Here is a 23,175-nt window from a genome sequence, read left to right as displayed (position 1 = left end):
AGGGCATCATGACTGATCTCGGTCTCAAGGGCCGCGCCGCACTGGTGACCGGCGCCTCCCGCAATATCGGCCGCGCCATCGCACTGGCGCTCGCCGAGGCCGGCGCCTCGATCGCCATCGTCGCCCGCTCCGACAGGGAGGCCGCGGAAGCGGTCGCGCGCGAGGTCGAGGCTTTCGGCGTCAAGGCCAAGGTGCTGATGGGCGATGTCGCGAGCGAGGCGGATGCCGCAAGGCTGGTCTCCGAAGCCGCCTCGGCGCTCGGCCGCTTGGACATTCTCGTCAACAATGCCGCGATCCGCCGCGAAGCGCCGGTCGAGGAACTGTCCTACAAGGATTGGCGGGACGTGATCAGCGTGACGCTCGACGGCGCCTTCCTGATGAGCCGGGCGGCGATCCCGCATCTGCGGGCGGGCGGCAGCGGCGCGATCATCAATATCGGCGGCCTCACCGCTTATACCGGTGCGGTCAACCGCGTCCACGTCGTCTCGGCGAAGGCCGGTCTCGATGGCATGACCAAGGCGTTGGCTCAGGAACTCAGCCCTGACGGCATCACCGTCAACCTTGTCTCGCCGGGGATGATCGAGACCAATCGCGAGCACACCAAGGCGGGCGATCCGGCCCATCACAAGACGACGCGCACGCTGGTCGGACGGCGCGGCACGCCGGAAGAGGTGGCGGCAGCCGTTGCCTATCTCGCCAGCATGCAGGCGCGTTTCACCACCGGCCAGACGCTGCATATCAACGGCGGCGCCTTCCTGCCTTGACCGATCGCCCGCGACTCGCGGAAACAGTCTGAACAACGTTCCCCGGCGCATCGCCGCCGGGGCTCAAGCGCATGATGGACCCGTAGGATGTCTGTACCGGAATCCCTGCGGCCGGCGGACCGGCCGAGCCTCGCCGCCCTTTTCCTTCTCTGCTTCAAGGTCGGGATATTGAGCTTCGGCGGCGGTCTTTCCGGATGGCTCTACCAGGAATTCGTCCTGCGCAAGGAGCTCGTCAGCGACGAGGATTTCTCGACCAGCCTGGCGATCTCGCAGATGCTGCCCGGCGCCAATGTCGTCAATCTCGTCATCTGCCTCGGCGAACAGCTCCGCGGCCCGCTGGGCTCCATCGCCTGTTTCACCGGCTTTCTCGTCGGCCCGTTCTTCGCGGTGATCGGCCTCTACAAGCTCTTCGATCTGCTGGCGGGTTACGAACTGCTACCCGTCGTCTTCAACGGCATCGCCTTCGCCGCGATCGGCCTTCTGCTGTTGACCTGCATCCAGGGAAGCCGCCGGGCGATCCGTTTTCCGCCGGCCGCCATCGTCATCGCGCTGACGGCCTTTCTGGTCGGCGTGCTCGAATGGCCGCTGATCCCCGTCGTTTTCGCCATTGCGCCCTTCAGCATCGCGCTGGCCTGGAAGAGGCAGTAGATGCGCGACAATCCCCTCATCGGCCTCGCCCTCGTCTTCATCCCGTTCTCGCTGACCTCGATCGGCGGTGGCGCGGCGATCATCGCCGGGCTGCAGAACGAGACGGTCACTGTGCATGGCTGGCTGACGCAGGCGGAATTTCTGCATCTTTTCGGCGTGTCGCGGGCAGCGCCCGGCCCGGGCACGATGCTCGCCACCGTGATCGGCTGGAAGGTCTCCGGCTGGCTCGGCGCGCTGATCGCTTCGCTGGCGCTGTTCCTGCCCTCGTCGCTGCTCTGCTACGCCGTCTTCCGGCTGACCAATACCCATCGTGACAAGGAGTGGCACCGCGCTATGCGCGAGGGGCTGGCGCCGATCGGCACCGGCCTGATCATCGCCGGTGTCATCTCGCTGTTTAGGGTGGCCGAAGGCGGCGCGCTGGCGCTTGTCATTGCCGCACTCTCCTGCGGCCTGCTCTACTGGAAACCGAAAATGCCGGTGGTCGCCGTTCTCGCGCTTGGCGGAACGGCTGCGGCCCTTGCCCATTACTGGCCGCAGCTGACCGGTTTCTGACCGCTAGCCGAGTGCCGCGATGATGCCGCGCGTCATCCCGTCCGTGCCGGCAGTACCGCGGATGTCGCGCGTGCGGGTCTCGGGATTGGCGAGCGCTCTGGCAATCGCCCTTTCCATGATCGCCCCTGCCTCGACCGCCTGCGGGATGCCGCGATTATGCCCCAGCCACTCGATCATCATCCTCGCGGACTCGATCATCGCGAAGGGATTGGCGATGCCCTTGCCGGCGATGTCGGGTGCCGAGCCATGCGTTGCCTGCGCCATCGCGAGATTGCCCTCGCCGATGCAGAGGCCGGGCGCCATGCCGAGACCGCCGACCAGACCCGCCGCTTCATCGGTCAGGATATCGCCGAACATATTGGTGGTGACGATGACGTCGAAGCTCTGCGGATCGCGGATCAGGCGCATCGCCATGGTATCGACGATGACCTCATCGACCGTCACATCAGGAAATTCCTTGGCAACCCTATGGCATTCCTCGACGAACATGCCGCAGCCAAGCTTGAAGACGGTGTTCTTGTGCACGACCGTCAACCGCTTCTTGCGCTGACGGGCGATTTCGAAGGCGGCTCGCGCCACGCGCGAGGAGCCAAGCCGGGTGATGACGCGCACCGAAATCGTCATCTCCTCCGTCGGGCGGAATTCGCCGGAACCGGCCACGACATTCCGGTCCGGCTGGAAGCCCTCGTTATTCTCGCGGACGATCACCAGATCGATATCGTCATAGATGGCGCCGAGCCCGGGAAAAGACTTCGTGGGGCGGACATTGGCGAAGAGATTGAAACCCTTGCGCATGATCGGATGCGGATTGATGGCGCCCGGCACTTTCGGATAGGCCTGATGGCCGATCGGCCCCAGGATGAAGCCATCCATCCTGGCGAGCGTCTCCATCGTCCCCTCGGGGAAGGTCGAGCCATGCGTATCGAGCGCCGTCCGCCCGATCGACATCGGCCGCCAGTCGATCTTCAGTCCGGTCTTTTCTGCCGCCGCCTTCACGACATCCACCGCCGCCGGCACGATTTCGTGGCCGATATCGTCTCCATTGAGAATACCGATGACCAGATGACTTTCCATGCAATGCCTCCCTCGTTGCCGGGGCGACCTTGCGTTTCAAATTGTAGATTGTCAACAATTTTCAGGACGAACACTCGGGTACTGACGCAGGGCTATTCAGCCCTTGCGCGCTTCGCCGGCGTTCCTGGCGCGGATGATACCGTTGAGGATATGGGTGCGCGCCGTCATCAGCGCCCGAACCGGATCGCGGGCGGCCAGCGCATCGACGATCGCCCGGTGCTCCTCGTTCGAGACATGCAGCATGTCGGGGCCGGAGAGAGCGCGGTAGCGCTGGATATGCAGCTCGCGCACGAAGCTCTGATAGGTAGCGGCCAGCCGCAGGTTCCCTGCCATGCTGGCGATCTGCTTGTGGAACTCGAGGTTGACGGGATAATAGATATGGAGGTCGCCGAGCGCGACGATCTCTTCCATCTTGTCGATCAGGCCGCGGAGCACCGCAAGCTCCGCATCGGTGATCCGCTCGGCAAGCATCATCGCCATGCAGCCGAAGACGCCTGCGCGGGCCTCCGACAGATCCAGCGCCTCGTCGGTGCTGAGCGCCCGGATGAAGAAGCCGCGGTTCGGGATAATCTCGATCAGCCCCATGGCGGCGAGCGCACTGCAGGCCTCCCGGATCGGTCCGCGGCTGACGCCGAGGCGCTGCGACAGGCCGTTTTCGTTGACCCGCTCGTTCGGCTTCAGCTCGCCGTCGATGATCATCCGCTCGATCTCGGCCTGCACGACATTGGCAAGCGAACGGGTCCGCAGGATGTCGATGGCAGAGAGGTTCTGGGTGGAATCTGACATTGGCAAACGGTCCGCCTGGTTCCGGGATCAAAGCAACATATTAGCGTGCAGTCATTTCCACACTCGCGGCAAAGTGCAACCCCAAATCGGCATTTGAGCCTCAAAGGTTCCGCGCAATCACCATCTTCTGTACGTCGCTGGTCCCCTCATAGATCTGGCAGATGCGGACATCGCGGTAGATGCGCTCCACCGGATAATCGGACATGTAGCCGTAGCCGCCATGGATCTGCAGCGCCGCGGAACAGACCGCTTCGGCCATCTCCGATGCAAAGAGCTTCGCCATCGACGCCTCGGAGAGGCACGGCTCGCCGGCCTCTTTCAAAGCCGCCGCATGCAGGACGAGCTGGCGCGCAGCCTCGATCTTCGTCGCCATTTCGGCAAGCCGGAAGGAGATCGCCTGATGCTCGGCGATCGCCTTGCCGAAGGCGGTTCGCGCACGGGCATAATCGCGTGCCGCCTCGAATGCCGCCCGCGCCATGCCGACCGCCTGCGCGGCAATGCCGATACGGCCGCCTTCGAGATTGGCGAGCGCAATCCTGTAGCCGTCACCCTCCTCGCCTAACCGCTGGGATGCCGGGATGCGCATGCCGTTGAAGGCGATCTGGCAGGTATCGGATGCGTGCAGCCCGAGCTTGTCCTCGACGCGAACCACTTCGTAGCCCGGCGTATCCGTGGGCACGATGAAGGCGGTGATGCCCTTCTTTCCGGCCGCCGGCTCGGTCACCGCGAAAACGATGATGACGTCGCCGTTCTTGCCAGACGTGATGAACTGCTTGGCGCCAGTGATGACATAGTCGCCGCCATCCCGCTCCGCTATTGTCTTCAGGTTCGAGGCATCCGAGCCGGCCTGCGGCTCAGTCAGAGCAAAGCCGCCGATCCATTCGCCCGATGCAAGCTTCGGCAGGAAACGCTGCTTCTGCTCGTCGCTGCCAAAGCGCAGGATCGGCACGCAGCCGACCGAACTGTGGACGCTCATGATCGTCGAGCAGGCGCCGTCGCCCGCGGCGATCTCCTCGATCGCCAGCGCATAGGCGATCGCGCCGGTCTCCGAGCCGCCATATGCCTCCGGAACCAGCATGCCGAGCAGGCCAAGCTCGCCCATCTCCCGCAATTCCTCGCGCGGAAAACTGTGCTCCTTGTCGCGGCGGGAGGCACCCGGCGCCAAGCGCTCTTGCGCAAAGGCGCGGGCCATGTCGCGGATCTGGATCTGCGTTTCGTCGAGCCGCATATGCCTCTCCCTCAGATCCGCTCGAAAGCCATGGCCGTCGCCTCGCCGCCGCCAAGGCAGAGCGAAGCCATGCCGCGCTTCAAACCATAGCGCTGCATGGCCGAGAGCAACGTCACGATGATGCGGGCGCCCGAAGCGCCGATCGGGTGGCCGAGCGCGCAGGCGCCGCCGTGGATATTGATCTTCTCCGCCGGGAGCCCGAGATCGTGCATCGCCGCCATCGGCACGACGGCGAAGGCCTCGTTGATCTCGAAGAGGTCGACATCGCCGAGCGCCCAGCCGGTCTTTTCCGAAAGCTTGCGCAGCGCGCCGACAGGCGCCGTCGTGAACAGATTGGGTGCCTGCGAATGCGTCGCATGGCCGGTGATGGCGGCAATCGGCGTCAAACCGCGCCGCTCCGCCTCCGAACGCCTGATCATGACGAGCGCCGCCGCACCGTCGGAAATCGAGGCCGAACTTGCGGCCGTCACCGTACCGCCATCGCGAAACGCTGGTTTCAGCGAGGGAATGCGGGCCGGATCCGCCTTGCCGGGCTGCTCGTCCCGGCTGATCTCGCGGCTGGTCTTTCCGGATTGCACCTGGACCGTCACCGTTTCGGCATCGAAGAGCCCACCGTCGACGGCGCGTTTTGCCTTGTCGAGCGAAGTAATGGCATAATGGTCCTGAGTGTCACGGGTGAACTGGTAGGCTTCGGCGCATTCTTCCGCGAACGTGCCCATCGAGCGGCCCTTGTCATAGGCATCCTCCAGGCCATCGAGAAACATATGGTCGTGGATGGCGCCATGGCCCATCCGGTAACCGCTTCTGGCGCGCTTCAGGAGGTAGGGCGCGTTGGTCATGCTCTCCATGCCCCCGGCGACGACCACCGACTGGCTGCCGGAGACAATCTCGTCGTGGCCGATCATCGCCGCCTTCATGCCGGAGCCGCAGACCTTGTTGATGGTCGCGGCACCACAGTCATAGGGCAATCCGGCGCCGAGTGCCGCCTGGCGGGCCGGGGCCTGCCCCTGCCCTGCCGGCAGCACGCATCCCATCAGCACCTCGCCGATCATCTCTGCAGAAAGTCCGCTGCGCTCGATCGCCGCCCGGATTGCCGCCGAACCGAGATCGGTCGCCGCCACATCCTTGAAGTCGCCCTGAAAGCCGCCCATCGGCGTGCGCGCCATGCCGGCGATCACCACCGGATCGTCTGATGTCATGAGATTGGCTCCTCCCTGCCTGGCTCATGGATGGATGCGCGATGTCTCCCGCGATCCTGTTACAAACATACCGCTGTTCCTCTCAAATGCCATGGCTGCATGCAGATGTCGCAAAAAAGCCAGCGGCTTCGCGTCTCGAATAGACAAGCCCCTTGGCGGATCGCTACATCTTATTGTCGTGGATCGACTGTAGTGCCGTTTCGGCCTGTATTAGATTCGGCGCACCAAGGTTCAAGGGTTCAAGTGATGGCGGAATTTCCAAGCAAGGCTAAAGTCGTAATCATCGGTCTCGGCGGCATCGTCGGCGCCTCGATCGCTCATCACCTGATCGAGCGTGGCTGGGACGACATTGTCGGCATCGACAAATCGGGCATCCCGACGGATATCGGATCGACGGCACACGCCTCCGACTTCTGTTACACCACCAGCCACGACTATCTCAGCGTCTGGACCACGCAATATTCGATCGATTTCTACGAGAAGATGGGCCACTACGCCCGCATCGGCGGCCTGGAAGTTGCCCGCACCGGCGACGACACCTGGATGGAAGAGATCAAGCGCAAGCTCAGCTCCGCCAAGGCCTTCGGCACCAACGCCCGCTACGTCTCGCCCTCAGAGATCAAAGAAATGTTCCCGCTGATCGAGGAAGACCAGGTTCAGGGCGGCATGTTCGACCCCGACGCCGGCCTCGTCATTCCGCGCTCGCAGACGGTTGCCGGCAAGCTCGTCGACGCTGCCGAAAAGTCCGGCAAGCTCAAGATGTTCGGCAACACGCCGGCGAAGTCGCTGATCGTTGAGGGCGGCCGCATCAAGGGCGTCGTCACCCATCGCGGCACGATCATGGCCGATCACGTCATCGTCTGCGCCGGCCTCTGGGGCCGCCTGATCGCCGAAATGGTCGGCGAAGACCTGCCGGTCATGCCGGTCGATCACCCGCTGACATTCTTCGGCCCCTATAACGAATTCGAGGGCACCGGCAAGGAAATCGGCTTCCCGCTGCTGCGCGACCAGGGTAACTCCGCCTATATGCGCGATACCGGCGATCCGGCCACCACCGAAGGCGGCCAGATCGAGTGGGGCTATTACGAAACCACCAATCCGCGCATGTGCCATCCGCGCGATCTGCTCGAAAAGCACGAAGCACGCCTTTCGCCGTCGCAGCGCGACCTCGAGATGGAACAGATCATCGAGCCGCTCGAGCGCGCCATGGAACTGACACCGATCCTTGGCGAACTCGGCTATAACGAAGGCCACTCCTTCAACGGCCTGCTGCAGGTCTCCGCCGGCGGCGGCGCCTCCTGCGGCGAAAGCCAAAAGGTTCGCGGTCTCTGGTACTGCGTCGCCATCTGGGTCAAGGACGGCCCGGGTTACGGCAAGCTGATCGCCGACTGGATGACCGACGGCCGCACCGAGATCGACCACAACTCGATCGATTACGCCCGCTTCTATCCGCACCAGCTGACCGAAGAGTTCATCGAGGGACGCTGCTACGAAGCCGCCCAGAAGATCTACTTCCCGGCCGTTCACACCCGCGAACCCTATGCATCGGGCCGAAATGCCAAGCGCTCGCCCTTCTACGAGCGCGAGAAGGAACTCGGCGGCTACTTCATGGAGCTCGGCGGCTGGGAGCGTGCGCATGGCTACGCCGCCAACGAGCATCTGCTGGAGAAATATGCCGACCGCGTGCCGGTTCGCGAGAACGAATGGGACAACCGCCACTTCTGGCGCGTCTCGAATGCCGAACATCTGGCGATGAGCGAGGATTGCGGCATCGTCAATCTCAGCCATTTCCACATGGTCGATATCGAAGGTCCTGATCATGTCGACCTGCTCGAATGGCTCTGCGCCGCAAAGATCGGCGGCGACGGCAACATCGGCAAGGGCATCTACACCCACTTCCTCGACGACGAGGGCATGGTGCGCGCCGACTTCACCGTCATCCGCATGGCCGACCGCTGCCGCCTCATCAATGGCGCTGACGCAGGCCCGCGCGACTTCCATTACATGAAGCGCGTTGCTGAGGATCGCGGCCTCGACGTCACCATCACCGACGTCTCCGAGAAGTACATCACCATCGGCATCTGGGGACCGAACGCCCGCGACACGCTGAAGAAGGTGGTTGCCGATCCCTCGGGCCTCGATGCCGAAAACTTCGCCTTCGCGGCGATCAAGCCAATCGAGATCGGCGGCAAGCCGGTTACCGCCTTCCGCATCTCCTATGTCGGCGAGCAGGGCTGGGAACTGCACATGAAATACGAAGACGGCCTCGCCGTCTGGGATGCGCTGCGCTCGACCGGCGTCATGCCGTTCGGCGTCGAGACCTACGCGAACTCGCGCCGCATGGAAAAGAGCCTGCGCCTGCAGAACGGTGATCTGCTCACCCAGTACAATCTGCTGGAAGCCGATCTGGCCCGTCCGAAGGTCAAGGAATCCGACTTCCGCGGCAAGGCCAAGCACCTGGAATACAAGGCGCGCGACCACCAGCCGGCAATGCTCTGCACCCTCGTCATGACCGAGAATACCGACAAGTCGGGCGTCAAGCGCTACCCCGTCGGTTCCATGCCGGTCATGGATCCGGAAACCGGCAAGGTGCTGATCGACGAGCTCGGCCGCCGCTCCTACACGACCTCGGTTGCCTTCGGCCCGACGCTCGGCAAGAACATCGCGCTCGCCTACCTGCCCTGGGATTACTGCCAGGTCGGCCGCAAGCTCAACATCGAGTATTTCGCCGAGACCTATCCGGTCGAAGTCGCAGCCGTCGGCTACAAGCCGCTCTACGACCCTGAAAACATCAACCCGCGCAGCTAAGAGAGCGCCGGGTCAGCTTCGAAAGCCGCCGCGATGAACACGCGGCGGCTTTTTCATTTCATTCGCCGCCGAGCGCAAAGACCGGGCACGGCTCGGCAATGCCGCGAAGGGAATGACTGCCGAGATCCACGAGCCCTTCCCGCACCTCCGCTGCCAGGGCGCCAGAGACAAGAGCCGTATGTCCTAGCGGTTTGCAGAGACCTTCGAGACGGCTGACGAGATTGACGGCGGGGCCGATCGCGGTGAAATCCAGCCGGTCGGCAGCGCCGACATTGCCCCAGAAGATTTCGCCGAAATGCAGCGCCATGCCGAACGGCAATGAGGGAAGGCCATCGCCTTCTCGCGTGGCATTCAGGTACTTCATGCCGGCCTTCGCCGCGTTGGCGGCGCGGATGGCGGCCGCGCAGGCATCATGCGCCGTCCCCGTCACCGGAAAGATCGCCAGCACGCCGTCGCCGATGAATTTCAGCACCTCGCCGCCGAAGACATTGACGGCGCCGGTCACCCGCTCGAACCAGGCATCGAGCGCGGCAATGACCGTTTCCGCCGGAGCACTTTCCGACATGGCGGTGAAATCGCGAAGATCGGCGCAAAGCAGAGCAGCCCGGATGGTCTCGCCAGTGCCGCGTTTCAGCGCACCGGCGCCGACGCGGGCGGCACTGCGCCTGCCGAGATAGGCTTCGAGCAAAGCCGCACCCGCCAGCCGCGCCGAAATTGCAGCCAGCGGCGCCTTGGCAAACCGAGCCGCATCGTCGATCAGCGCCTGCTGTTCCGCACTGAAGGGCCGGCTGCCCGCAAAGCCGAGGAAGCGCACGCCGCTTGCCTCACTGCCGAGCCCTTCCCTGGTATTGCCGATCTCGGCCAGCCATTCGCGCCCGGCCTGCGCCGAAACGCCGAATCCGAGCGCTTCGATCACCTCGCTACCCACGGCGCGCCAGAGCCAGGTTCGCTGGGCGATGATCGGATGCGGCACGGCAAGCGTCAGCGCGATGCGGGCGACGGGAATGCCTTCGGCCAGCAGCATCCGGCCGAGTTCACCGAGAAACAGTTCCGGGGTTGCCGTATGGCTCGCCTCATCGACCAGCCAGGCAAGGGAGGGAGGCATGTTCATGCGGCGATGATGCCATGGCCGCTAGCCCCTGTCATCCAAGCTTCAGCCGGTGCGGCCGGCATTCGAATCCGGTCCCGGATCTTTGCCCGCGACGACGGTGGCGAGACGATCGAGATAATGCGCCCAGCCCTCGGCATGACCGGCGCATTGTTCCGGCGTCGGCAGGCCGGTATGCGTCAGCCGCAGCAATGTGCCATCCGGCTTCTCGATGAGATCGATCTCAACCAGGCTCGACCCCGGCGGCACGATCTCGCTGCCATCCCAGCCGAAACTGTAGGCGATGCGATGGACGGGGATCACTTCGCGGAACGTGCCCCGGGCGAAGCGGGCGCCGGTGACATTGACGAGATAGAGACCACCGGGCTCGGCCTCGACATGGGCCTCGGTTCCCATCCAGCGCAGGATCTTGTCGGGATCGGTCAACAGCGCAAAGACCGCCGCAGGCGGCGCGGCTACATGGGTTTCCCGTTTGACGACCATTGTATCAGGCATGGCTCTCCCCCTGACCTTCTCTGCTGATGATCTAGGTTTCGCATCACAACTGCTCAAGGGGTGGCCCTGGCAGCGCGCGGCTGCCGCCGGTTGCCGTATGCGGGAACGCCGGATAACGTATACAGAAAATCACTTCTCAGGATCCGCAATGTCCTCGAATTCCGATCGCGTCGAAGCCGCCACCCTCGCCCTGCGGCGCGCCATCATTGAACAGGCACTGAAGGCCGGCACCAAGCTGCCCGAAGACGAGATCGGCCGGCACTTCTCGATGAGCCGGACGCTGGTGCGCGCCGTGCTCGCCAAGCTGCAGACCCAGGGCCTCGTCGATACCTATCACAAGCGCACCGCGACCGTGGCGCGCCCGAGCCTGGAAGAGGCCCGCGATGTCTTTGCCGTGCGCCGTTCGCTGGAACGCGAGGCCATGAGAAGCGTGATGAAGCGCTGGTCACCCGAGATCGAGAAGGCTCTGAAAAATCACGTGAAAGAGGAAGAGGCGGCGCATGCCAAGGGCGATGCGCGGCTTTCCACCCGGCTTGCCGGCGAGTTTCACCTGAAGCTCGCGACACTCTCCGGCAATACGCTGTTGGAGCGCTACCTTTTCGAGCTTGTGTCACGCTGCTCGCTGATCCTCGCGATGTATAGCCGCCCGCATTCCAGCGAATGCGCCATCAGCGAGCATTCCGCCCTGATCGCCGCCCTGAAAGCGCAGGATGCCGCTGCGGCCGAACGTTTGATGGACGAGCATCTCGTGTCGGTAGAGACACGCGCGCTGATCACCGAGGAGACGGAGACTGCACCCGATCTCGGCAGCATCCTCTCGCGCTACAGCAGCGCCCGATAGCGCCGCCTATTTTTCAATCATGTATACATGATTTTGCCTTTTATGTAGACATGATATATGAGCACTCGCGAAACCGTGCCGGTCAAGCGGGTCTCCAAGCCCTGCGATCCGTGCCCGGCAGATATTTCATCCCATAGGCCGCCAACTGGCATTGCTCTTGCACGTCATATTCCGAGTGAGTGTCAGGCGCCCGGCGGCAGAACAACAAGGAGAATGAGATGGCCGAGATCGAGACCGTCTTTACCAATGCGCGCCTCGCCGATGGATCGTTGGCGGATATCGGCGTTTCCGGCGGGAGGATCGCCGCGATTTCACCGGCAAGCGCTGCAGGTGGCGCGGGCAGCACCGTCGATCTCGGGGGCATGCTGGTCGTGCCCGGTTTCGTCGAGGGCCATATCCATCTCGACACCAGCTTCTATGGCGACGCCTGGATCCCGCATAAGCCCTGCACCAATGGCTTCGACGTCCATGAGCGCGTCGCGTTCCAGGCGCAGAATATGGCTCAGGCCGCGCCTATGGACGAGCGCGCCCGCAACCAGCTCGATCTCTGTATGGCCAATGGCGCAACGGCCATGCGCAGCCATGTCATGGTCGACGGGTCGGTCGGCCTGACGTCTCTCGAGACCATCCTGAAGGTCCGCGAGGACTACCGCGATGTGATCGATATCCAGCTCGTCGCCTTCCCGCAGAGCGGCATCCTGAAAAGCCCCGGCACACCCGAACTCCTCGACCAGGCCATCGCGCTCGGCGCAGACCTCGTCGGCGGCCTCGATCCGGCGAGCTTCGACCGCGATGTCACGCGCCATCTCGATATCGTCTTCGGCGTTGCCGAAAAGCACGGCGTCGATGTCGATATCCATCTGCATGATGCCGGCACGCTCGGTCTCTTCACCATCGAGGAGATCTGCGCGCGGACTGCGGCGCTCGGCATGTCCGGCCACGTCACCGTCAGCCATGCCTACGGGCTGGGCGACCTGCCTCCGGATGCGGCAAGGAAGGCAGCCGACCTGATCGCCGCGAGCGGCGTTTCGATCATGACCAATGCGCCCGGCAATCACAATTTTCCTCCGGTCGCCTTGCTGCGCAAGGCCGGCGTGACCGTCTTCAGCGGCAGCGACAATATCCGCGACTCCTGGTGGCCCTACGGCGATGGCGACATGCTGCGCCGGGCTGAGATCATCGGTTACCGCTCCGGCTTCTATACCGATGACGAGCTGGCCGCCGCCTTCGACGTCGTGACCGCGGCAGGCGCCAAGGCGCTGCGGCTGGAAGGCTACGGCCTTCAACTCGGCAGCAAGGCAGACTTCGTGACCTTGCAGGCCGAGCATATCCCGCAGGCCGTCGTCAGCGTGCCGAAGGGCCGCAAGGTCTTCAAGTCCGGCAAGCTGGTTGCCGAAGACGGCGTGGTGATCCGCAGATGACGATGGCAAGCCGCCAGACATCAGGCAGCGATGCCGCGTCCACGAGCGCCATGGTGACGGCGCCGCATTGGCTTGCGGCGGAGGCCGGTGCCAAAGTCCTCCGTCGCGGCGGCAACGCCATCGAGGCGGTGATCGCGGCCGGTGCGGCGCTCTCTGTCGTCTATCCGCATTTCTGCGGGCTCGGCGGCGATGCGATCTGGCTGGTCGCCGATCGTTCCGGTGCAGCCACAGCCTTCCTCGGCATCGGCCAGGCGGCCATGACTCTGCCCGAGATCCCGGCAATCCCGCTTCGCGGACCGATGTCGGCGCTCACGACGGCGTGCCTCGTCGACAGCTGGGGCACGCTGCTTGCTCATTCGGCGGAAAGCTGGAATGGCAAGGAAAAACTCGCCACCCTGCTGGAGGACGCGCTCGCGCTGGCTGAAAACGGTTTCCCCGTCAGCCCGTCGCAGAGCTTCTGGTACCGGTTCCGGGAAAAGGAAATCCCGGACTGGCCGGGCTTTGCGGCGACTTTCGCCGCCGATGGCACACAGCGCCAGCCTGCACTGGCGAAGACATTGCGCGCCATTGCCGACCATGGCCCGCGCGAGTTCTACGAGGGCGAGCTTGCCGCCCGGATTGCCGCCGGGCTGGCTTCGGCCGGTTCACCTTTGACCGCAGAGGACCTGGCGAGAACCAAGACCCGTACCGCCGAACCCCTGTCGCTCGATTATCGCGGCCTGACCCTGCTGGCGCCCCCGCCGCCGACCCAAGGCGTCAGCACGCTCGGCATCATGGGGGTTCTCAGCCAGTTTAACATGGCAGCGCTCGAGCCGGACAGCGCCGCCTTCTACCACCGGCTCGTCGAAGCGGTGAAACAGGCCTTCCTCGATCGCGCCGGGATCGCCGATCCGGATTTCGCCGAAGTCGATTGCGAGACCCTGCTGGATGGCACCCGCCTGGCAGCCAAGGCCGCCGCGATCGACCGACAGAAGGCGATGTCCTGGCCGCAGCCCTACAAGCACGGCGATACCGCGTTCCTCGCCGCCACCGACAGCGAAGGGCGCAGCGTCTCCATGCTCCAGAGTATCTATTTCGACTGGGGCAGCGGCGTCGTGGCCGGGGATACCGGCATCCTCTGGCAGAACCGCGGCGCCGCCTTCAGCCTCGATCCCGCGAGCCCCAATCGGCTGACGCCCGGCAAGCGGCCCTTCTACACCCTGAACCCCGGCCTGGCGCTGAAGAACGGGCGCCCGCACCTCCTCTACGGCACACAAGGCGCCGACGGCCAACCGCAGACACTGTCGCTGCTGTTGTCGCTGCTGATCGACCACGGGCTCGACCCGCTGGCGGCCCTGTCTCAGCCCCGCTTCCTGCTCGGGCGCACCTTCTCCGATGCCCGGGACACGCTGAAGATCGAGGCCAATGCCGGGGCTGATGTCTTCGAGGAATTGCAGGCCATGGGCCACGAGGTGAGCAGTATCGATGCCTTCAGCCAGCTGGGCGGACAGGCAGGCATCATCCGCATCGGCGAGACGATCGCCGGCGCGCATGATCCGCGCAGCGACGGCGGGGCGATCGGTATCTGACCATGGCGACGCCGCTCTTCGATCTCCTCATCCGCAATGCCAGCCTCGAAGACGCCGATAACCCTGTCGATATCGGCATATCAGGCGGGATGATCGCCGCGATCGGATCGAACCTCGTTTGCGAAGCCGTCGAAACCATCGATGCCGAGGGCGCCTTTGCGAGCTGCGGCTTCACCGACAGCCATATCCATCTCGACAAGGCCTGCATCCTCGACCGCTGCAGCATCTGCGAGGGCACGCTTGCCGAAGCCGTCCGCGAGACCGCCGTCGCCAAGGCAGGCTTCACGGAGGCCGATGTCTATGCCCGCGCCGCCCGCGTCGTCGAGAAAGCAATCGTCAGCGGCACAATGCGGATGCGAACCTTCGTCGAGATCGATCCCCGCGCCGGCATGCGCTCCTTCGCAGCAATCAAACGCATCCGCAGTGACTATGCCTTCGCGGTCGACATCGAGATCTGCGCCTTCGCGCAGGACGGCCTGACCAATGAACCCGAGACCTTCGCGATGCTGGATCAGGCGCTGGCGGATGGCGCCGACCTCATCGGCGGCGCGCCCTATATCGATCCCGACCCGCGCGGCCAAATCCGCATGATCTTCGATCTGGCCGAAAAGCACGGTGTTCCCGTGGATTTCCACCTCGATTTCGACCTGTCGCCGGAAAAGAGCAACCTGCCCGAAGTCATCGAGGAGACGCTGAGGCGCGGTTATCAGGGCCGCGTCTCGCTCGGGCACATGACCAGCCTGTCGGCGCTCGCGCCCGACGAGTTGCGCGCCGTGGCCCAGAAACTGAAAGCCGCAGGCATCGCCATCACCGTGCTGCCGTCGACGGACCTCTTCCTCAACGGCCGCAGCTTCGACCGGCTGGTACCGCGCGGCGTCGCCCCTGCGCATCTCCTGGCTTCGGAGGGCGTGCTGACGTCGATCGCCAGCAACAACATCCTCAATCCCTTCACGCCTTACGGCGACGCCTCGCTGATCCGCATGGCAAACCTCTATGCCAATGTCGCGCAGCTCTCACGCCGCCAGGATATGCAGCCCGCCTTCGACATGATCGAGCGCTCCGCAGCAGAGATCCTGGGAAAGATACAAAAGATCGCCGTCGGCGAACCCGCCGACATCATCCTCATCGACTGCGGTGACCGCGAACAGGCCATCCGCGAAAACGCCCGCGTCATCTTCGGATGCAAAGGCGGGCGCAAGACGTTCGAGGCGCAGAGGCCGAAGCTGTTCCGGCCTCGCTGACCGGAACAGGAGCGCCTCACGCCGTCCGCTTCGATTTCAATCCGCTCTCGAAGGTCTGGTTATCCTTGCCGATGCCGTAGGATTTCTCGCCGGATTTGCCGATCAGCGGGAAGAGCAGCTCGGCGACATGGAATGCCTCTTCGAGATGCGGATAGCCCGAACCGATGATGGTCTCTACGCCGATCTCCTGATATTCGCGCAGGCGCGCCGCGATATTTTCCGGGCTCCCGACCAGCGCCGTCCCGGCGCCGCCGCGTACGAGGCCATGACCGGCCCACAGGTTCGGCGCGATGACAAGCTTGTCGCGGCTCCCCTGATGCAGCGCCGACATCCGCTTCTGGCCGACCGACTGCGATACGTTGAGGAATTCGTTCTGCGCCTCGGCGATCTGTTCGTCGGTGACGCGGCTGATCAGTTCGTCGGCAGCGGCCCAGGCCTTGTCCTCGGTTTCGCGGACGATGAAATGGATGCGCAGGCCGAAGCGGATCTTGCGTCCCTCGGCAAGGGCACGCTCCTTGACCCGGGTGATCTTCTCGGCCAGCAGAGCGGGCGGCTCTCCCCAGCTCAGATAGACGTCGGCATGCTTTGCAGCGACGGCGATACCGGCATCCGAGGAGCCACCGAACCAGATCGGCGGATGCGGAGCCTGCACCGGCGGAAACGAAAGTCCGCGCCCGTGCGAGGAAAGATACTTGCCCTCGAAATCCGGATTTTCACCGGAAAGAATCCGGCGCCAGATGGTCAGGAACTCGTCGGTCTGCTCATAGCGCTCGCCATGGCCGAGCTTGTTGCCGTCTCCGGCGAGATCGGCAGGATCGGCGCCCGTCACCACATTGAACAGCGCCCTGCCGCCGGAGATGCGGTCGAGTGCAGCCGCATGACGCGCGAACATGGCAGGCGTTGCGCTGCCGGGACGGAGCGCGACGAGGAAGCGAAGCCGTTCCGTCAGCGGCACAAGCGAGGCGGCGGTGATCCAGGCATCCTCGCAATAGGTGCCGGTCGGAAGCAGCACGCCCTCGAAGCCGAGCCGGTCGGCTGCCTGGGCGATATCGCGCATATAGCCGAAGGTCGGCGGACGATGGCGTTCGTCGCTTCCGAGGTAGGGACCATCGCCATGGGTCGGCAGGTACCAGAAGAAGTTCAGCGGGGGATTTGCATGTGCGGTCATGGGGTCGGATCCGGATCTCAGAGTTTGCCCTTCCAGGGCACGAGCTGTTTTTCGAGGAAGCGCATCGCAGCGGTGAAGGCGAAAGCGAAGATGGCGATGACAATCAGGCCGACGAAGACGACATCCGTTGCCAGGAAATTGGAGGCGGACATGATCATGTAGCCAACACCCGATTGGGCGGCGATGAGCTCGGCGGCCACCAGCGTCGAGAGCGTTGCGCCGATCGCGATGCGCAGACCCGTCAGGATCTCAGGCAGCGCGGACGGCAGCACGATCGTCGTGAAGAGCTGCAGGCTGTTGGCACCCAGCGACTGGGCGGCATTGATGCGCTCCTGCGGTACGGAGCGGACGCCGGCTTGCGCGGCATAGCAGATCGGTGCGAAGGCAGAAAGGCTGAGGAGCAGGATCTTCGAGGACTCGCCGATGCCGAGCCAGATGATCAGCAGCGGCAGATAGGCAAGCGGCGGCAGACCCCAGTAGATGTCGATCGGCACGCTCAGCACGCCCTTCGCCCAGCGATTCAGCCCCATGATCAGGCCGATCGGCACGCCGAGGCCGATGCCGAAGGCGAGCGCCACGCTGATGCGCCCTAGGCTCGCCAGAATATGTTCGGTAAGCGTCCCGTTGGCATATCCATCAGCGGCGATCGCCTGAAACTGGACGAGCACTTCGCCCGGTGAGGGAAGGAAGAGTGGGGAGGCGAGATGGTACCGCGTCGCGATCACCCATCCTAAGAGGAGTGCCACCAGGGTCGCGGCACTGATCGCGAAGGTGCCCGTCGCCGGTTTGCGGACGCGTGGCCTGCGCTCGGGCGAGGTCGCGCGGGCTGCTGTGGCTGGTTCTGCCAATACGCTCATAGTCGAATCCTTGCTTTGTGTGCCGCGTCAGGCGGCCCGGCGGTCATGCGCGGGCTTGTGAATGATCGAGCGGATCTCTTCTCTGAGAGCGACGAAATCTGGATTTGCCAGGATCGGCCCGATTTCCCCCGTGCGCGCGAATTCCCGCACGAAATCCGCCTCGTATCGTGCAACCACCCTGCCCGGCCGCGGCGACATGACGAGGATATGGGTGCCGAGCGTCAGTGCCTCTTCGATCGAGTGAGTGATGAAGAACACCTGCTTCTTCGTCTCGGCCCAAACGGAGGCGAGCAGCTGCTGCATGGTTTCGCGCGTCAGGCTGTCGAGGGCACCGAATGGCTCGTCCATCAGCAGCACTTTCGGATCCGTCGCCAAGGCGCGGGCGATGCCGACGCGCTGGCGCATGCCACCGGAGAGTTCATAGGGAGGCTTGCTCTCGAAATCGGAAAGCCCGACAAGCTTTAGAAGCTCGCGCGCCTTCTGGTGCCGTTCCCTTTTACCGACGCCCTGATAACGCAAGCCGAGCGCGACATTGTCGAGAACGCTCGACCAGGGAAGCAGCGTATCCTTCTGGAAGACGACACCGCGATCACCGCCCGGCCGCGAAGCCGCCACGCCGTCGATCAGGATCTCGCCTTCGGTCAACGGCTGGAAGCCGGCGATGGCATTCAGCAAGGTCGATTTTCCGCAGCCCGAAGCGCCGAGCGCGACGACGATCGAGGCCGGCGGAATGTCGAAGGAGACGTTGTCGAGCGCATGGACGGAGCTTCCGTCGGCGGCATCGAATTTCACGGTGGCGTGTCGGACTTCAAGCATGTCGTGTCTTCCGTAAATGTGAAATGGCGGCCGGGTCGGGCCGCCATTTCGTCAGACGTTCAGTTCGAAGCGAGGGCTGCGGCAGCAAACTGCGGATCGACGAAGCTCGCGTAGCTGTCCTTGACCGCAGTGATCTTCTTCTGCTCCTTCAGGAAGCCGGCGGTATCCTTCAGGGTCTTGGCGACGCTGCCCTTGTCGCCTTCGCCCAGCCAAGCGGCCGTTACCTGCTCCTGCAGCGGAACGACGACGGTCGTGTTCAGCCAGCCGGCATTTTCCTCAGGCGTACCGCCCTGCAGCTTGGCGATCGCCTTGATGTTGTCGGAGGATGCAGTCCAGTTGCCGGGGTTCTTGGCGAAATCGACATAGTACTTGTCGATCAGGCCGACATATTTCGTCAGGAACTCGGCATTATTTTTAGCGAAGTCGCCGGTCACCACCAGCGCGCTGAAAACAGGCGCGCCGCGCTTCGAGACTTCCCCCGAGGTCACCAGAACCTTGCCGTCCTTCTTCAGTTCGCTCAGCGCCGGATCCCAGACGAAGGCGCCGTCGATATCGCCGCGCTTCCAGGCGGCAACGATCTGCGGCTGCGGCATGGCGATGACCTGCGCGTCCTTTTCGGTGAGACCTTCCTGCTTCAGATAGGCGAGAAGCTGGTAATGGTCGGTGGAAACAGGCGCGGCCGAGAACTTCTTGCCCTTCAGATCGGCTGCGGACTTGATATCGGGGCGCACGACCAGCGCTTCGCTGTCGCCTGCTCCGGCAGTGATGTAGATGCCCTTGACGTCGAGATCCTTGCTGACCGAAGCCGCATAGGGGCTCGAACCGACATCGCCGAGCTGCACGTCGCCGGAAGCGATCGCCGCGAAGATATCGGCGCCGGAATTGAAGCGGCGGAATTCGATATCCCAGCCGGTCTGCTTGGCAAGATCGCCGTTTGCAATGCCGACCAGATAGGGCACGGCGCCGGTCTGATAGGCGATAACGACCTTCTTTGCTTCATCAGCATGTGCGGCAGTGATGAATGACGCAACGAGACCGATCGTCCCGAGCAATGTCTTGATACCCATGGTGTCACCTCAATGTTTTCGTCAGCCCCTGCGGTGACGTCCCAATGAGATTTCCATAATGTCTATTTATATTATAGATTATATTTTCTAAAAACAGGCGGCCTTCGGAAAAGAGTCATTCCGGGAAAGCATCAAGCTTAGCGCTGACATTGCGGCAAGGCGGTCTGCCGGAGCGCTTCATGGACGCTCCGGCACCGATCACTTGGCGGCGATCGCGGTCATTTCGACGAGCATGTCCGCATGGGCAAGCCGTGCCTCGACGGTTGCGCGCGCCGGCGCATGACCTTCGGCAACCCACTCATCCCAGGCTTCGTTCATCTCGTCGAAGCCCGCAATGTCGGCAAGGTAGATGGTGACGCTGACCAGATTGTTCTTGGTGACGCCCGCCTGCGCCAGCGTGTCGTCCATGCTTGCCAGCACCTCGGCGGTCTGCACCTTGACGGACTGGCCACGGGTTTCCTCGGCCGTATGGCCCGCGAGGAAAATCAGATTTCCGACAACGACCGCGTCGCTCCAGCGCGCCGCCAAACCAATTCTTTCGATCATCAACATACCCTTCTCTCTTCAGAACAGCCTTCGCGCAGGATTTGGCACAAGCCGCCCGCTTGTCACAAGGCGGGAATATTTTTCCTGCTTTGCCGCCCTCGTGAAATTTCATCCCTGTTCAGCGCCGCCCCGCCGCGGCATAAGTCCCCTCATTGAAGAGAGGCGCCTTGCCTCTCCAGCCGCCTACACTGAAAGCCTGTTGTTATGCGCCGGAACCGTGATTGTCTTCGAATGTGCAGCCTGATTGGCTAATGTGCGCATGAGCGGTTATAGAACCGCGAGTTTCTGAAGACCAACCTCCGAGAGCATAGCATGACAACTGAGCACGCGGGCCACGAACTGGCTGCCGGCGCCGCATCAACCGGTCGTTCCCAGGGCAATTTTGCAGGCACCGATCATCCGGTGCCGATGGTCGCCTTCGAAGGCGCCGGGAAGCGCTACGGACCGGCAGGCGAAGGCGGGTTCACCGCTGTCGAACATGTCGATCTCACCGTCGCGCGCGGCGCCATCACCGGCATTATCGGCCGGTCGGGCGCCGGCAAGTCGACGCTGATCCGCATGGTCAACGGCCTGGAGACCGCGACATCCGGCAAGGTGCTTGTCGATGGCGTCGATGTCGGGGCGCTCGGCGAAGATGGTCTGCGGGGGCTCCGCCGCCAGATCGGCATGATCTTCCAGCATTTCAACCTTCTCTCTTCGCGCACCGCCTTCGACAATGTGGCGCTGCCGTTGGAGATCGCAGGCGTCGACAAGCAGGCGATCCGCGCCAAGGTCGGCCCGCTGCTCGATCTCGTCGGCCTCGGCGACAAGGCAGGCAGCTACCCCTCGGAACTTTCGGGCGGCCAGAAGCAGCGCGTCGGCATCGCCCGCGCGCTGGCCACCGATCCGAAGCTGCTGCTCTCGGACGAGGCGACCTCGGCGCTCGATCCGGAAACGACGCAGTCGATCCTCGAGCTCCTCAAGCGGATCAATGCCGAATTTGGCCTGACCGTCCTCTTGATCACCCACGAGATGGAAGTGGTGAAGACCATCGCCAGCCATGTGGCCGTCATCGATGCCGGGCGGATCGTCGAGTCGGGCCGCACTTTCGACGTCTATACCAACCCGCAGCACGAGACGACGCGCACGCTGCTCGCTTCGGCGCTGAAGCTGCCGCAATGGCTGCGCTCGACGATCAAGCCGCAGCCTTCGGCGGGCGACCGGGTGCTGGTGCGCCTCGTCTTCTTCGGCGACACCGCCTTCAAGCCGCTGACCGGCAGGCTGGTCGCCGAGCTCGGCTCCGACGTCAATATTCTCGCGGGAGCGATCGAGGAAATCTCCGGCGAGCCCTTCGGCTCGCTGGTCGTTTCCTATTCGGCTAATCCGGATGTCGTCGCGCGCGCCAACAGGTTCTATACTGAAACGGGCCTCAAGACGGAGGTGCTCGGCTATGTCGCCTGATATGATCTTCAGCCTGCTCTCCAAGGCGCTGATGCAGACCCTGCAGATGGTCTTCGTCGCCGGCATCGTCGGGTCGATCATCGGCCTGCCGATCGGCGTTTTCCTCGCCACATCGGGCAAGGGCGAACTGTTCCCGGCGCCCGCGACCAACCGCGTGCTTGGCCTCATCGTCAACGCGGCGCGCTCGACGCCCTTCATCATCCTCGTCGTGGCCATCGTGCCGCTGACGCGGCTGCTCACCGGGACCTCGATCGGCACCTGGGCGGCGATCGTGCCGCTGACCATCGCCACCATCCCGTTCTTCGCCCGCCTGGTCGAATCCGCGATCCGCGAGATCGACAAGGGCCTGATCGAAGCGGCCCGCGCGATGGGCGCCACACCCTTGCAGATCGTCTTCAAGGTGCTGCTTGCGGAAGCGCGACCCAGCATCCTGATGGCGCTGACGATGACCATCGTCAGCCTGATCGGCTACTCCGCCATGGTCGGCGCCGTCGGCGGCGGCGGGCTTGGAGACCTCGGCATCCGCTTCGGCTACCAGCGCTTCAATCCCGAGATGATGGTGATCGTCGTCGTCGTGCTGATCGTGCTGGTGCAGGTGGTCCAGAGCGCCGGCGACGGCCTTGCCCGGCGCTTCGACAAGCGCAACCGCAAGAACTGATTATTCGCATACCCGATAAACATACCAAGGAGACATCCATGAAGAAGTTCATCATCGCAGCTGCGATCGCGGCCTTTGCCGCCGGTTCGGCACTTGCCGAAGACATCAAGGTCGGCGTGACGCCGGGCGAGCACGCCCAGATCATGGAAAAGGTCGCCGAAGTCGCCAAGACCAAGGGCCTCAACATCGAGATCGTCGAGTTCTCCGACTATGTCGTCCCGAACCAGGCGCTTGCCGACGGCGACATCCAGGCCAACTCGTTCCAGCACCAGCCCTATCTCGACAACCAGATCGCCGACCGCAAGTTCGATCTCGTCAGCATCGGCACGACGATCACCACCCCGATGGGCGTCTATTCCAAGAAGGTGAAGAACCTCGACGAACTGAAGGAAGGCGCCACCGTCGCCATCCCGAACGACCCGACCAACGGCGGCCGCGCGCTTCTGGTTCTCGCCAGCAAGGGCCTGATCAAGTTCAAGGAAAACCCGGGCATCAAGGTCACTGTTGCCGATATCGTCGAGAACCCGAAGAAGATCGACTTCGCCGAAATCGACGCCGCCCAGCTGCCGCGCTCGCTCGATGACGTCGACGCTGCCGTCATCAACACCAACTACGCGATGGAAGCCGGCCTGCACCCGAAGACCGACGCGATCGCCATCGAAGGCGAAAAGTCGCCCTACGCCAACGTCATCGTCGTGCGCGCCGCCGACAAGGACGCCGCCTGGGCCAAGACGCTCGTCGAATCCTACCACGACGAAAGCATCCGCAAGTTCATCAACGAACAGTTCAAGGGCGCGCTGATCGCGTCCTGGTAAGACCTGTGCGATCTCGCGAAGACATGAAACGGTCCGGCCTTGCCGGGCCGTTTTTGCTTTCACCGAATCGACAGG

Annotated in this window: 22 protein-coding genes; 11 read left to right on the top strand and 11 right to left on the bottom strand. The window is 63.7% G+C overall.

Annotation, left to right across the window (positions count from 1 at the left end):
- The first annotated feature begins 8 nt into the window (after positions 1–8).
- The 3 genes from ACODR6_RS06750 (at position 9) to ACODR6_RS06740 (ending at position 1,964) form a co-directional block, all read left to right on the top strand.
- Positions 9–764, top strand: coding sequence for a 3-oxoacyl-ACP reductase FabG (locus ACODR6_RS06750; protein WP_199628321.1), 756 nt, complete (start codon positions 9–11; stop codon positions 762–764).
- A gap of 87 nt (positions 765–851) precedes the next feature.
- Positions 852–1,412, top strand: a complete 561-nt coding sequence (locus ACODR6_RS06745) for a chromate transporter (protein WP_203430527.1) — start codon at positions 852–854, stop codon at positions 1,410–1,412.
- The gene (locus ACODR6_RS06740) at positions 1,413–1,964 is read left to right on the top strand and encodes a chromate transporter (RefSeq protein ID WP_203430526.1); all 552 of its coding nucleotides are present in this window, start codon (positions 1,413–1,415) and stop codon (positions 1,962–1,964) included.
- A gap of 3 nt (positions 1,965–1,967) precedes the next feature.
- Here ACODR6_RS06740 and ACODR6_RS06735 read toward each other — a convergent pair whose 3' ends face one another.
- The 4 genes from ACODR6_RS06735 to ACODR6_RS06720 form a co-directional block, all read right to left on the bottom strand.
- Positions 1,968–3,038 (bottom strand): isocitrate/isopropylmalate dehydrogenase family protein, encoded by a 1,071-nt coding sequence (locus tag ACODR6_RS06735; protein ID WP_489021725.1) that lies wholly within the window; start codon positions 3,036–3,038, stop codon positions 1,968–1,970.
- Positions 3,039–3,134: 96 nt separating this feature from the next.
- Positions 3,135–3,824, bottom strand: a complete 690-nt coding sequence (locus tag ACODR6_RS06730) for an FCD domain-containing protein (protein WP_130281696.1) — start codon at positions 3,822–3,824, stop codon at positions 3,135–3,137.
- 100 nt (positions 3,825–3,924) lie between these two features.
- Entirely contained in the window at positions 3,925–5,052 is a 1,128-nt protein-coding gene (locus ACODR6_RS06725) for an acyl-CoA dehydrogenase family protein (protein ID WP_489021722.1), read from the bottom strand.
- 11 nt (positions 5,053–5,063) lie between these two features.
- The gene (locus ACODR6_RS06720) at positions 5,064–6,251 is read right to left on the bottom strand and encodes an acetyl-CoA C-acyltransferase (protein WP_489021720.1); all 1,188 of its coding nucleotides are present in this window, start codon (positions 6,249–6,251) and stop codon (positions 5,064–5,066) included.
- A 246-nt stretch (positions 6,252–6,497) separates the two neighbouring features.
- On the opposite strand from ACODR6_RS06720, the gene ACODR6_RS06715 reads away from it, so the two are divergent.
- Positions 6,498–9,059 carry a GcvT family protein gene (locus tag ACODR6_RS06715; protein WP_489021718.1) on the top strand — a complete coding sequence of 854 codons (2,562 nt, stop codon included), beginning with the start codon at positions 6,498–6,500 and terminating at the stop codon, positions 9,057–9,059.
- A 58-nt stretch (positions 9,060–9,117) separates the two neighbouring features.
- On the opposite strand, the gene ACODR6_RS06710 is transcribed toward ACODR6_RS06715, so the two are convergent.
- Both ACODR6_RS06710 and ACODR6_RS06705 read right to left on the bottom strand, forming a co-directional pair.
- Positions 9,118–10,170 (bottom strand): adenylate/guanylate cyclase domain-containing protein, encoded by a 1,053-nt coding sequence (locus ACODR6_RS06710; protein WP_489021716.1) that lies wholly within the window; start codon positions 10,168–10,170, stop codon positions 9,118–9,120.
- A gap of 42 nt (positions 10,171–10,212) precedes the next feature.
- A complete protein-coding gene (locus ACODR6_RS06705; protein WP_112711261.1) occupies positions 10,213–10,662 on the bottom strand; it encodes an SRPBCC family protein in 450 nt (149 codons plus the stop codon).
- A gap of 148 nt (positions 10,663–10,810) precedes the next feature.
- Here ACODR6_RS06705 and ACODR6_RS06700 point away from each other — a divergent pair, with 148 nt between their 5' ends.
- The 4 genes from ACODR6_RS06700 (at position 10,811) to ACODR6_RS06685 (ending at position 15,733) form a co-directional block, all read left to right on the top strand.
- The gene (locus tag ACODR6_RS06700) at positions 10,811–11,503 is read left to right on the top strand and encodes a GntR family transcriptional regulator (protein ID WP_489021714.1); all 693 of its coding nucleotides are present in this window, start codon (positions 10,811–10,813) and stop codon (positions 11,501–11,503) included.
- 218 nt (positions 11,504–11,721) lie between these two features.
- Entirely contained in the window at positions 11,722–12,924 is a 1,203-nt protein-coding gene (locus ACODR6_RS06695) for an amidohydrolase family protein (RefSeq protein WP_489021712.1), read from the top strand.
- Positions 12,921–14,492 (top strand): gamma-glutamyltransferase family protein, encoded by a 1,572-nt coding sequence (locus ACODR6_RS06690; RefSeq protein ID WP_489021710.1) that lies wholly within the window; start codon positions 12,921–12,923, stop codon positions 14,490–14,492. Before ACODR6_RS06695 ends, ACODR6_RS06690 begins: the two co-directional genes overlap by 4 nt.
- Positions 14,493–14,494: 2 nt before the next feature.
- Positions 14,495–15,733, top strand: a complete 1,239-nt coding sequence (locus ACODR6_RS06685; RefSeq protein WP_489021708.1) for an amidohydrolase family protein — start codon at positions 14,495–14,497, stop codon at positions 15,731–15,733.
- A gap of 16 nt (positions 15,734–15,749) precedes the next feature.
- Here the strand turns inward: ACODR6_RS06685 and ssuD are convergent, their stop codons facing one another.
- The 5 genes from ssuD to ACODR6_RS06660 form a co-directional block, all read right to left on the bottom strand.
- Positions 15,750–16,901, bottom strand: coding sequence for an FMNH2-dependent alkanesulfonate monooxygenase (gene ssuD, locus ACODR6_RS06680; RefSeq protein ID WP_489021706.1), 1,152 nt, complete (start codon positions 16,899–16,901; stop codon positions 15,750–15,752).
- A gap of 17 nt (positions 16,902–16,918) precedes the next feature.
- Complete coding sequence (locus tag ACODR6_RS06675; protein ID WP_489021704.1) at positions 16,919–17,758, bottom strand: ABC transporter permease subunit; 840 nt, start codon at positions 17,756–17,758, stop codon at positions 16,919–16,921.
- 27 nt (positions 17,759–17,785) lie between these two features.
- Positions 17,786–18,574 (bottom strand): taurine ABC transporter ATP-binding protein, encoded by a 789-nt coding sequence (locus tag ACODR6_RS06670; RefSeq protein ID WP_489021702.1) that lies wholly within the window; start codon positions 18,572–18,574, stop codon positions 17,786–17,788.
- 59 nt (positions 18,575–18,633) lie between these two features.
- Entirely contained in the window at positions 18,634–19,641 is a 1,008-nt protein-coding gene (locus ACODR6_RS06665) for a taurine ABC transporter substrate-binding protein (protein ID WP_489021700.1), read from the bottom strand.
- A 198-nt stretch (positions 19,642–19,839) separates the two neighbouring features.
- Positions 19,840–20,193 carry a RidA family protein gene (locus tag ACODR6_RS06660; RefSeq protein ID WP_489021698.1) on the bottom strand — a complete coding sequence of 118 codons (354 nt, stop codon included), beginning with the start codon at positions 20,191–20,193 and terminating at the stop codon, positions 19,840–19,842.
- 402 nt (positions 20,194–20,595) lie between these two features.
- Between ACODR6_RS06660 and ACODR6_RS06655 the strand changes: the two genes are divergently transcribed.
- From ACODR6_RS06655 to ACODR6_RS06645, 3 genes are read left to right on the top strand one after another with little or no spacing between them, the layout of a single operon-like run.
- Complete coding sequence (locus tag ACODR6_RS06655) at positions 20,596–21,627, top strand: methionine ABC transporter ATP-binding protein (protein WP_489022218.1); 1,032 nt, start codon at positions 20,596–20,598, stop codon at positions 21,625–21,627.
- The gene (locus tag ACODR6_RS06650) at positions 21,617–22,285 is read left to right on the top strand and encodes a methionine ABC transporter permease (protein WP_489021696.1); all 669 of its coding nucleotides are present in this window, start codon (positions 21,617–21,619) and stop codon (positions 22,283–22,285) included. The genes ACODR6_RS06655 and ACODR6_RS06650 overlap by 11 nt, the downstream gene beginning before the upstream one ends.
- Before the next feature lie 38 nt (positions 22,286–22,323).
- On the top strand, positions 22,324–23,100 hold the full coding sequence (locus tag ACODR6_RS06645) for a MetQ/NlpA family ABC transporter substrate-binding protein (protein WP_489021694.1): 777 nt from the start codon (positions 22,324–22,326) through the stop codon (positions 23,098–23,100).
- Positions 23,101–23,175 lie beyond the last annotated feature (75 nt).

Source organism: Rhizobium sp. FG96, assembly GCF_057808655.1.
This window is presented reverse-complemented; position numbering and strand designations above follow the sequence as displayed.

What these genes read in the sequence shown, in the direction of transcription:
- ACODR6_RS06750 (WP_199628321.1), top strand. Translation starts at nt 9, where the DNA reads ATGACTGATCTCGGTCTCAAGGGCCGCGCCGCACTGGTGACCGGCGCC.
- ACODR6_RS06745 (WP_203430527.1), top strand. Translation starts at nt 852, where the DNA reads ATGTCTGTACCGGAATCCCTGCGGCCGGCGGACCGGCCGAGCCTCGCC.
- ACODR6_RS06740 (WP_203430526.1), top strand. Translation starts at nt 1,413, where the DNA reads ATGCGCGACAATCCCCTCATCGGCCTCGCCCTCGTCTTCATCCCGTTC.
- ACODR6_RS06735 (WP_489021725.1), bottom strand. Translation starts at nt 3,038, where the DNA reads ATGGAAAGTCATCTGGTCATCGGTATTCTCAATGGAGACGATATCGGC.
- ACODR6_RS06730 (WP_130281696.1), bottom strand. Translation starts at nt 3,824, where the DNA reads ATGTCAGATTCCACCCAGAACCTCTCTGCCATCGACATCCTGCGGACC.
- ACODR6_RS06725 (WP_489021722.1), bottom strand. Translation starts at nt 5,052, where the DNA reads ATGCGGCTCGACGAAACGCAGATCCAGATCCGCGACATGGCCCGCGCC.
- ACODR6_RS06720 (WP_489021720.1), bottom strand. Translation starts at nt 6,251, where the DNA reads ATGACATCAGACGATCCGGTGGTGATCGCCGGCATGGCGCGCACGCCG.
- ACODR6_RS06715 (WP_489021718.1), top strand. Translation starts at nt 6,498, where the DNA reads ATGGCGGAATTTCCAAGCAAGGCTAAAGTCGTAATCATCGGTCTCGGC.
- ACODR6_RS06710 (WP_489021716.1), bottom strand. Translation starts at nt 10,170, where the DNA reads ATGAACATGCCTCCCTCCCTTGCCTGGCTGGTCGATGAGGCGAGCCAT.
- ACODR6_RS06705 (WP_112711261.1), bottom strand. Translation starts at nt 10,662, where the DNA reads ATGCCTGATACAATGGTCGTCAAACGGGAAACCCATGTAGCCGCGCCG.
- ACODR6_RS06700 (WP_489021714.1), top strand. Translation starts at nt 10,811, where the DNA reads ATGTCCTCGAATTCCGATCGCGTCGAAGCCGCCACCCTCGCCCTGCGG.
- ACODR6_RS06695 (WP_489021712.1), top strand. Translation starts at nt 11,722, where the DNA reads ATGGCCGAGATCGAGACCGTCTTTACCAATGCGCGCCTCGCCGATGGA.
- ACODR6_RS06690 (WP_489021710.1), top strand. Translation starts at nt 12,921, where the DNA reads ATGACGATGGCAAGCCGCCAGACATCAGGCAGCGATGCCGCGTCCACG.
- ACODR6_RS06685 (WP_489021708.1), top strand. Translation starts at nt 14,495, where the DNA reads ATGGCGACGCCGCTCTTCGATCTCCTCATCCGCAATGCCAGCCTCGAA.
- ssuD (WP_489021706.1), bottom strand. Translation starts at nt 16,901, where the DNA reads ATGACCGCACATGCAAATCCCCCGCTGAACTTCTTCTGGTACCTGCCG.
- ACODR6_RS06675 (WP_489021704.1), bottom strand. Translation starts at nt 17,758, where the DNA reads ATGAGCGTATTGGCAGAACCAGCCACAGCAGCCCGCGCGACCTCGCCC.
- ACODR6_RS06670 (WP_489021702.1), bottom strand. Translation starts at nt 18,574, where the DNA reads ATGCTTGAAGTCCGACACGCCACCGTGAAATTCGATGCCGCCGACGGA.
- ACODR6_RS06665 (WP_489021700.1), bottom strand. Translation starts at nt 19,641, where the DNA reads ATGGGTATCAAGACATTGCTCGGGACGATCGGTCTCGTTGCGTCATTC.
- ACODR6_RS06660 (WP_489021698.1), bottom strand. Translation starts at nt 20,193, where the DNA reads ATGTTGATGATCGAAAGAATTGGTTTGGCGGCGCGCTGGAGCGACGCG.
- ACODR6_RS06655 (WP_489022218.1), top strand. Translation starts at nt 20,596, where the DNA reads ATGGTCGCCTTCGAAGGCGCCGGGAAGCGCTACGGACCGGCAGGCGAA.
- ACODR6_RS06650 (WP_489021696.1), top strand. Translation starts at nt 21,617, where the DNA reads ATGTCGCCTGATATGATCTTCAGCCTGCTCTCCAAGGCGCTGATGCAG.
- ACODR6_RS06645 (WP_489021694.1), top strand. Translation starts at nt 22,324, where the DNA reads ATGAAGAAGTTCATCATCGCAGCTGCGATCGCGGCCTTTGCCGCCGGT.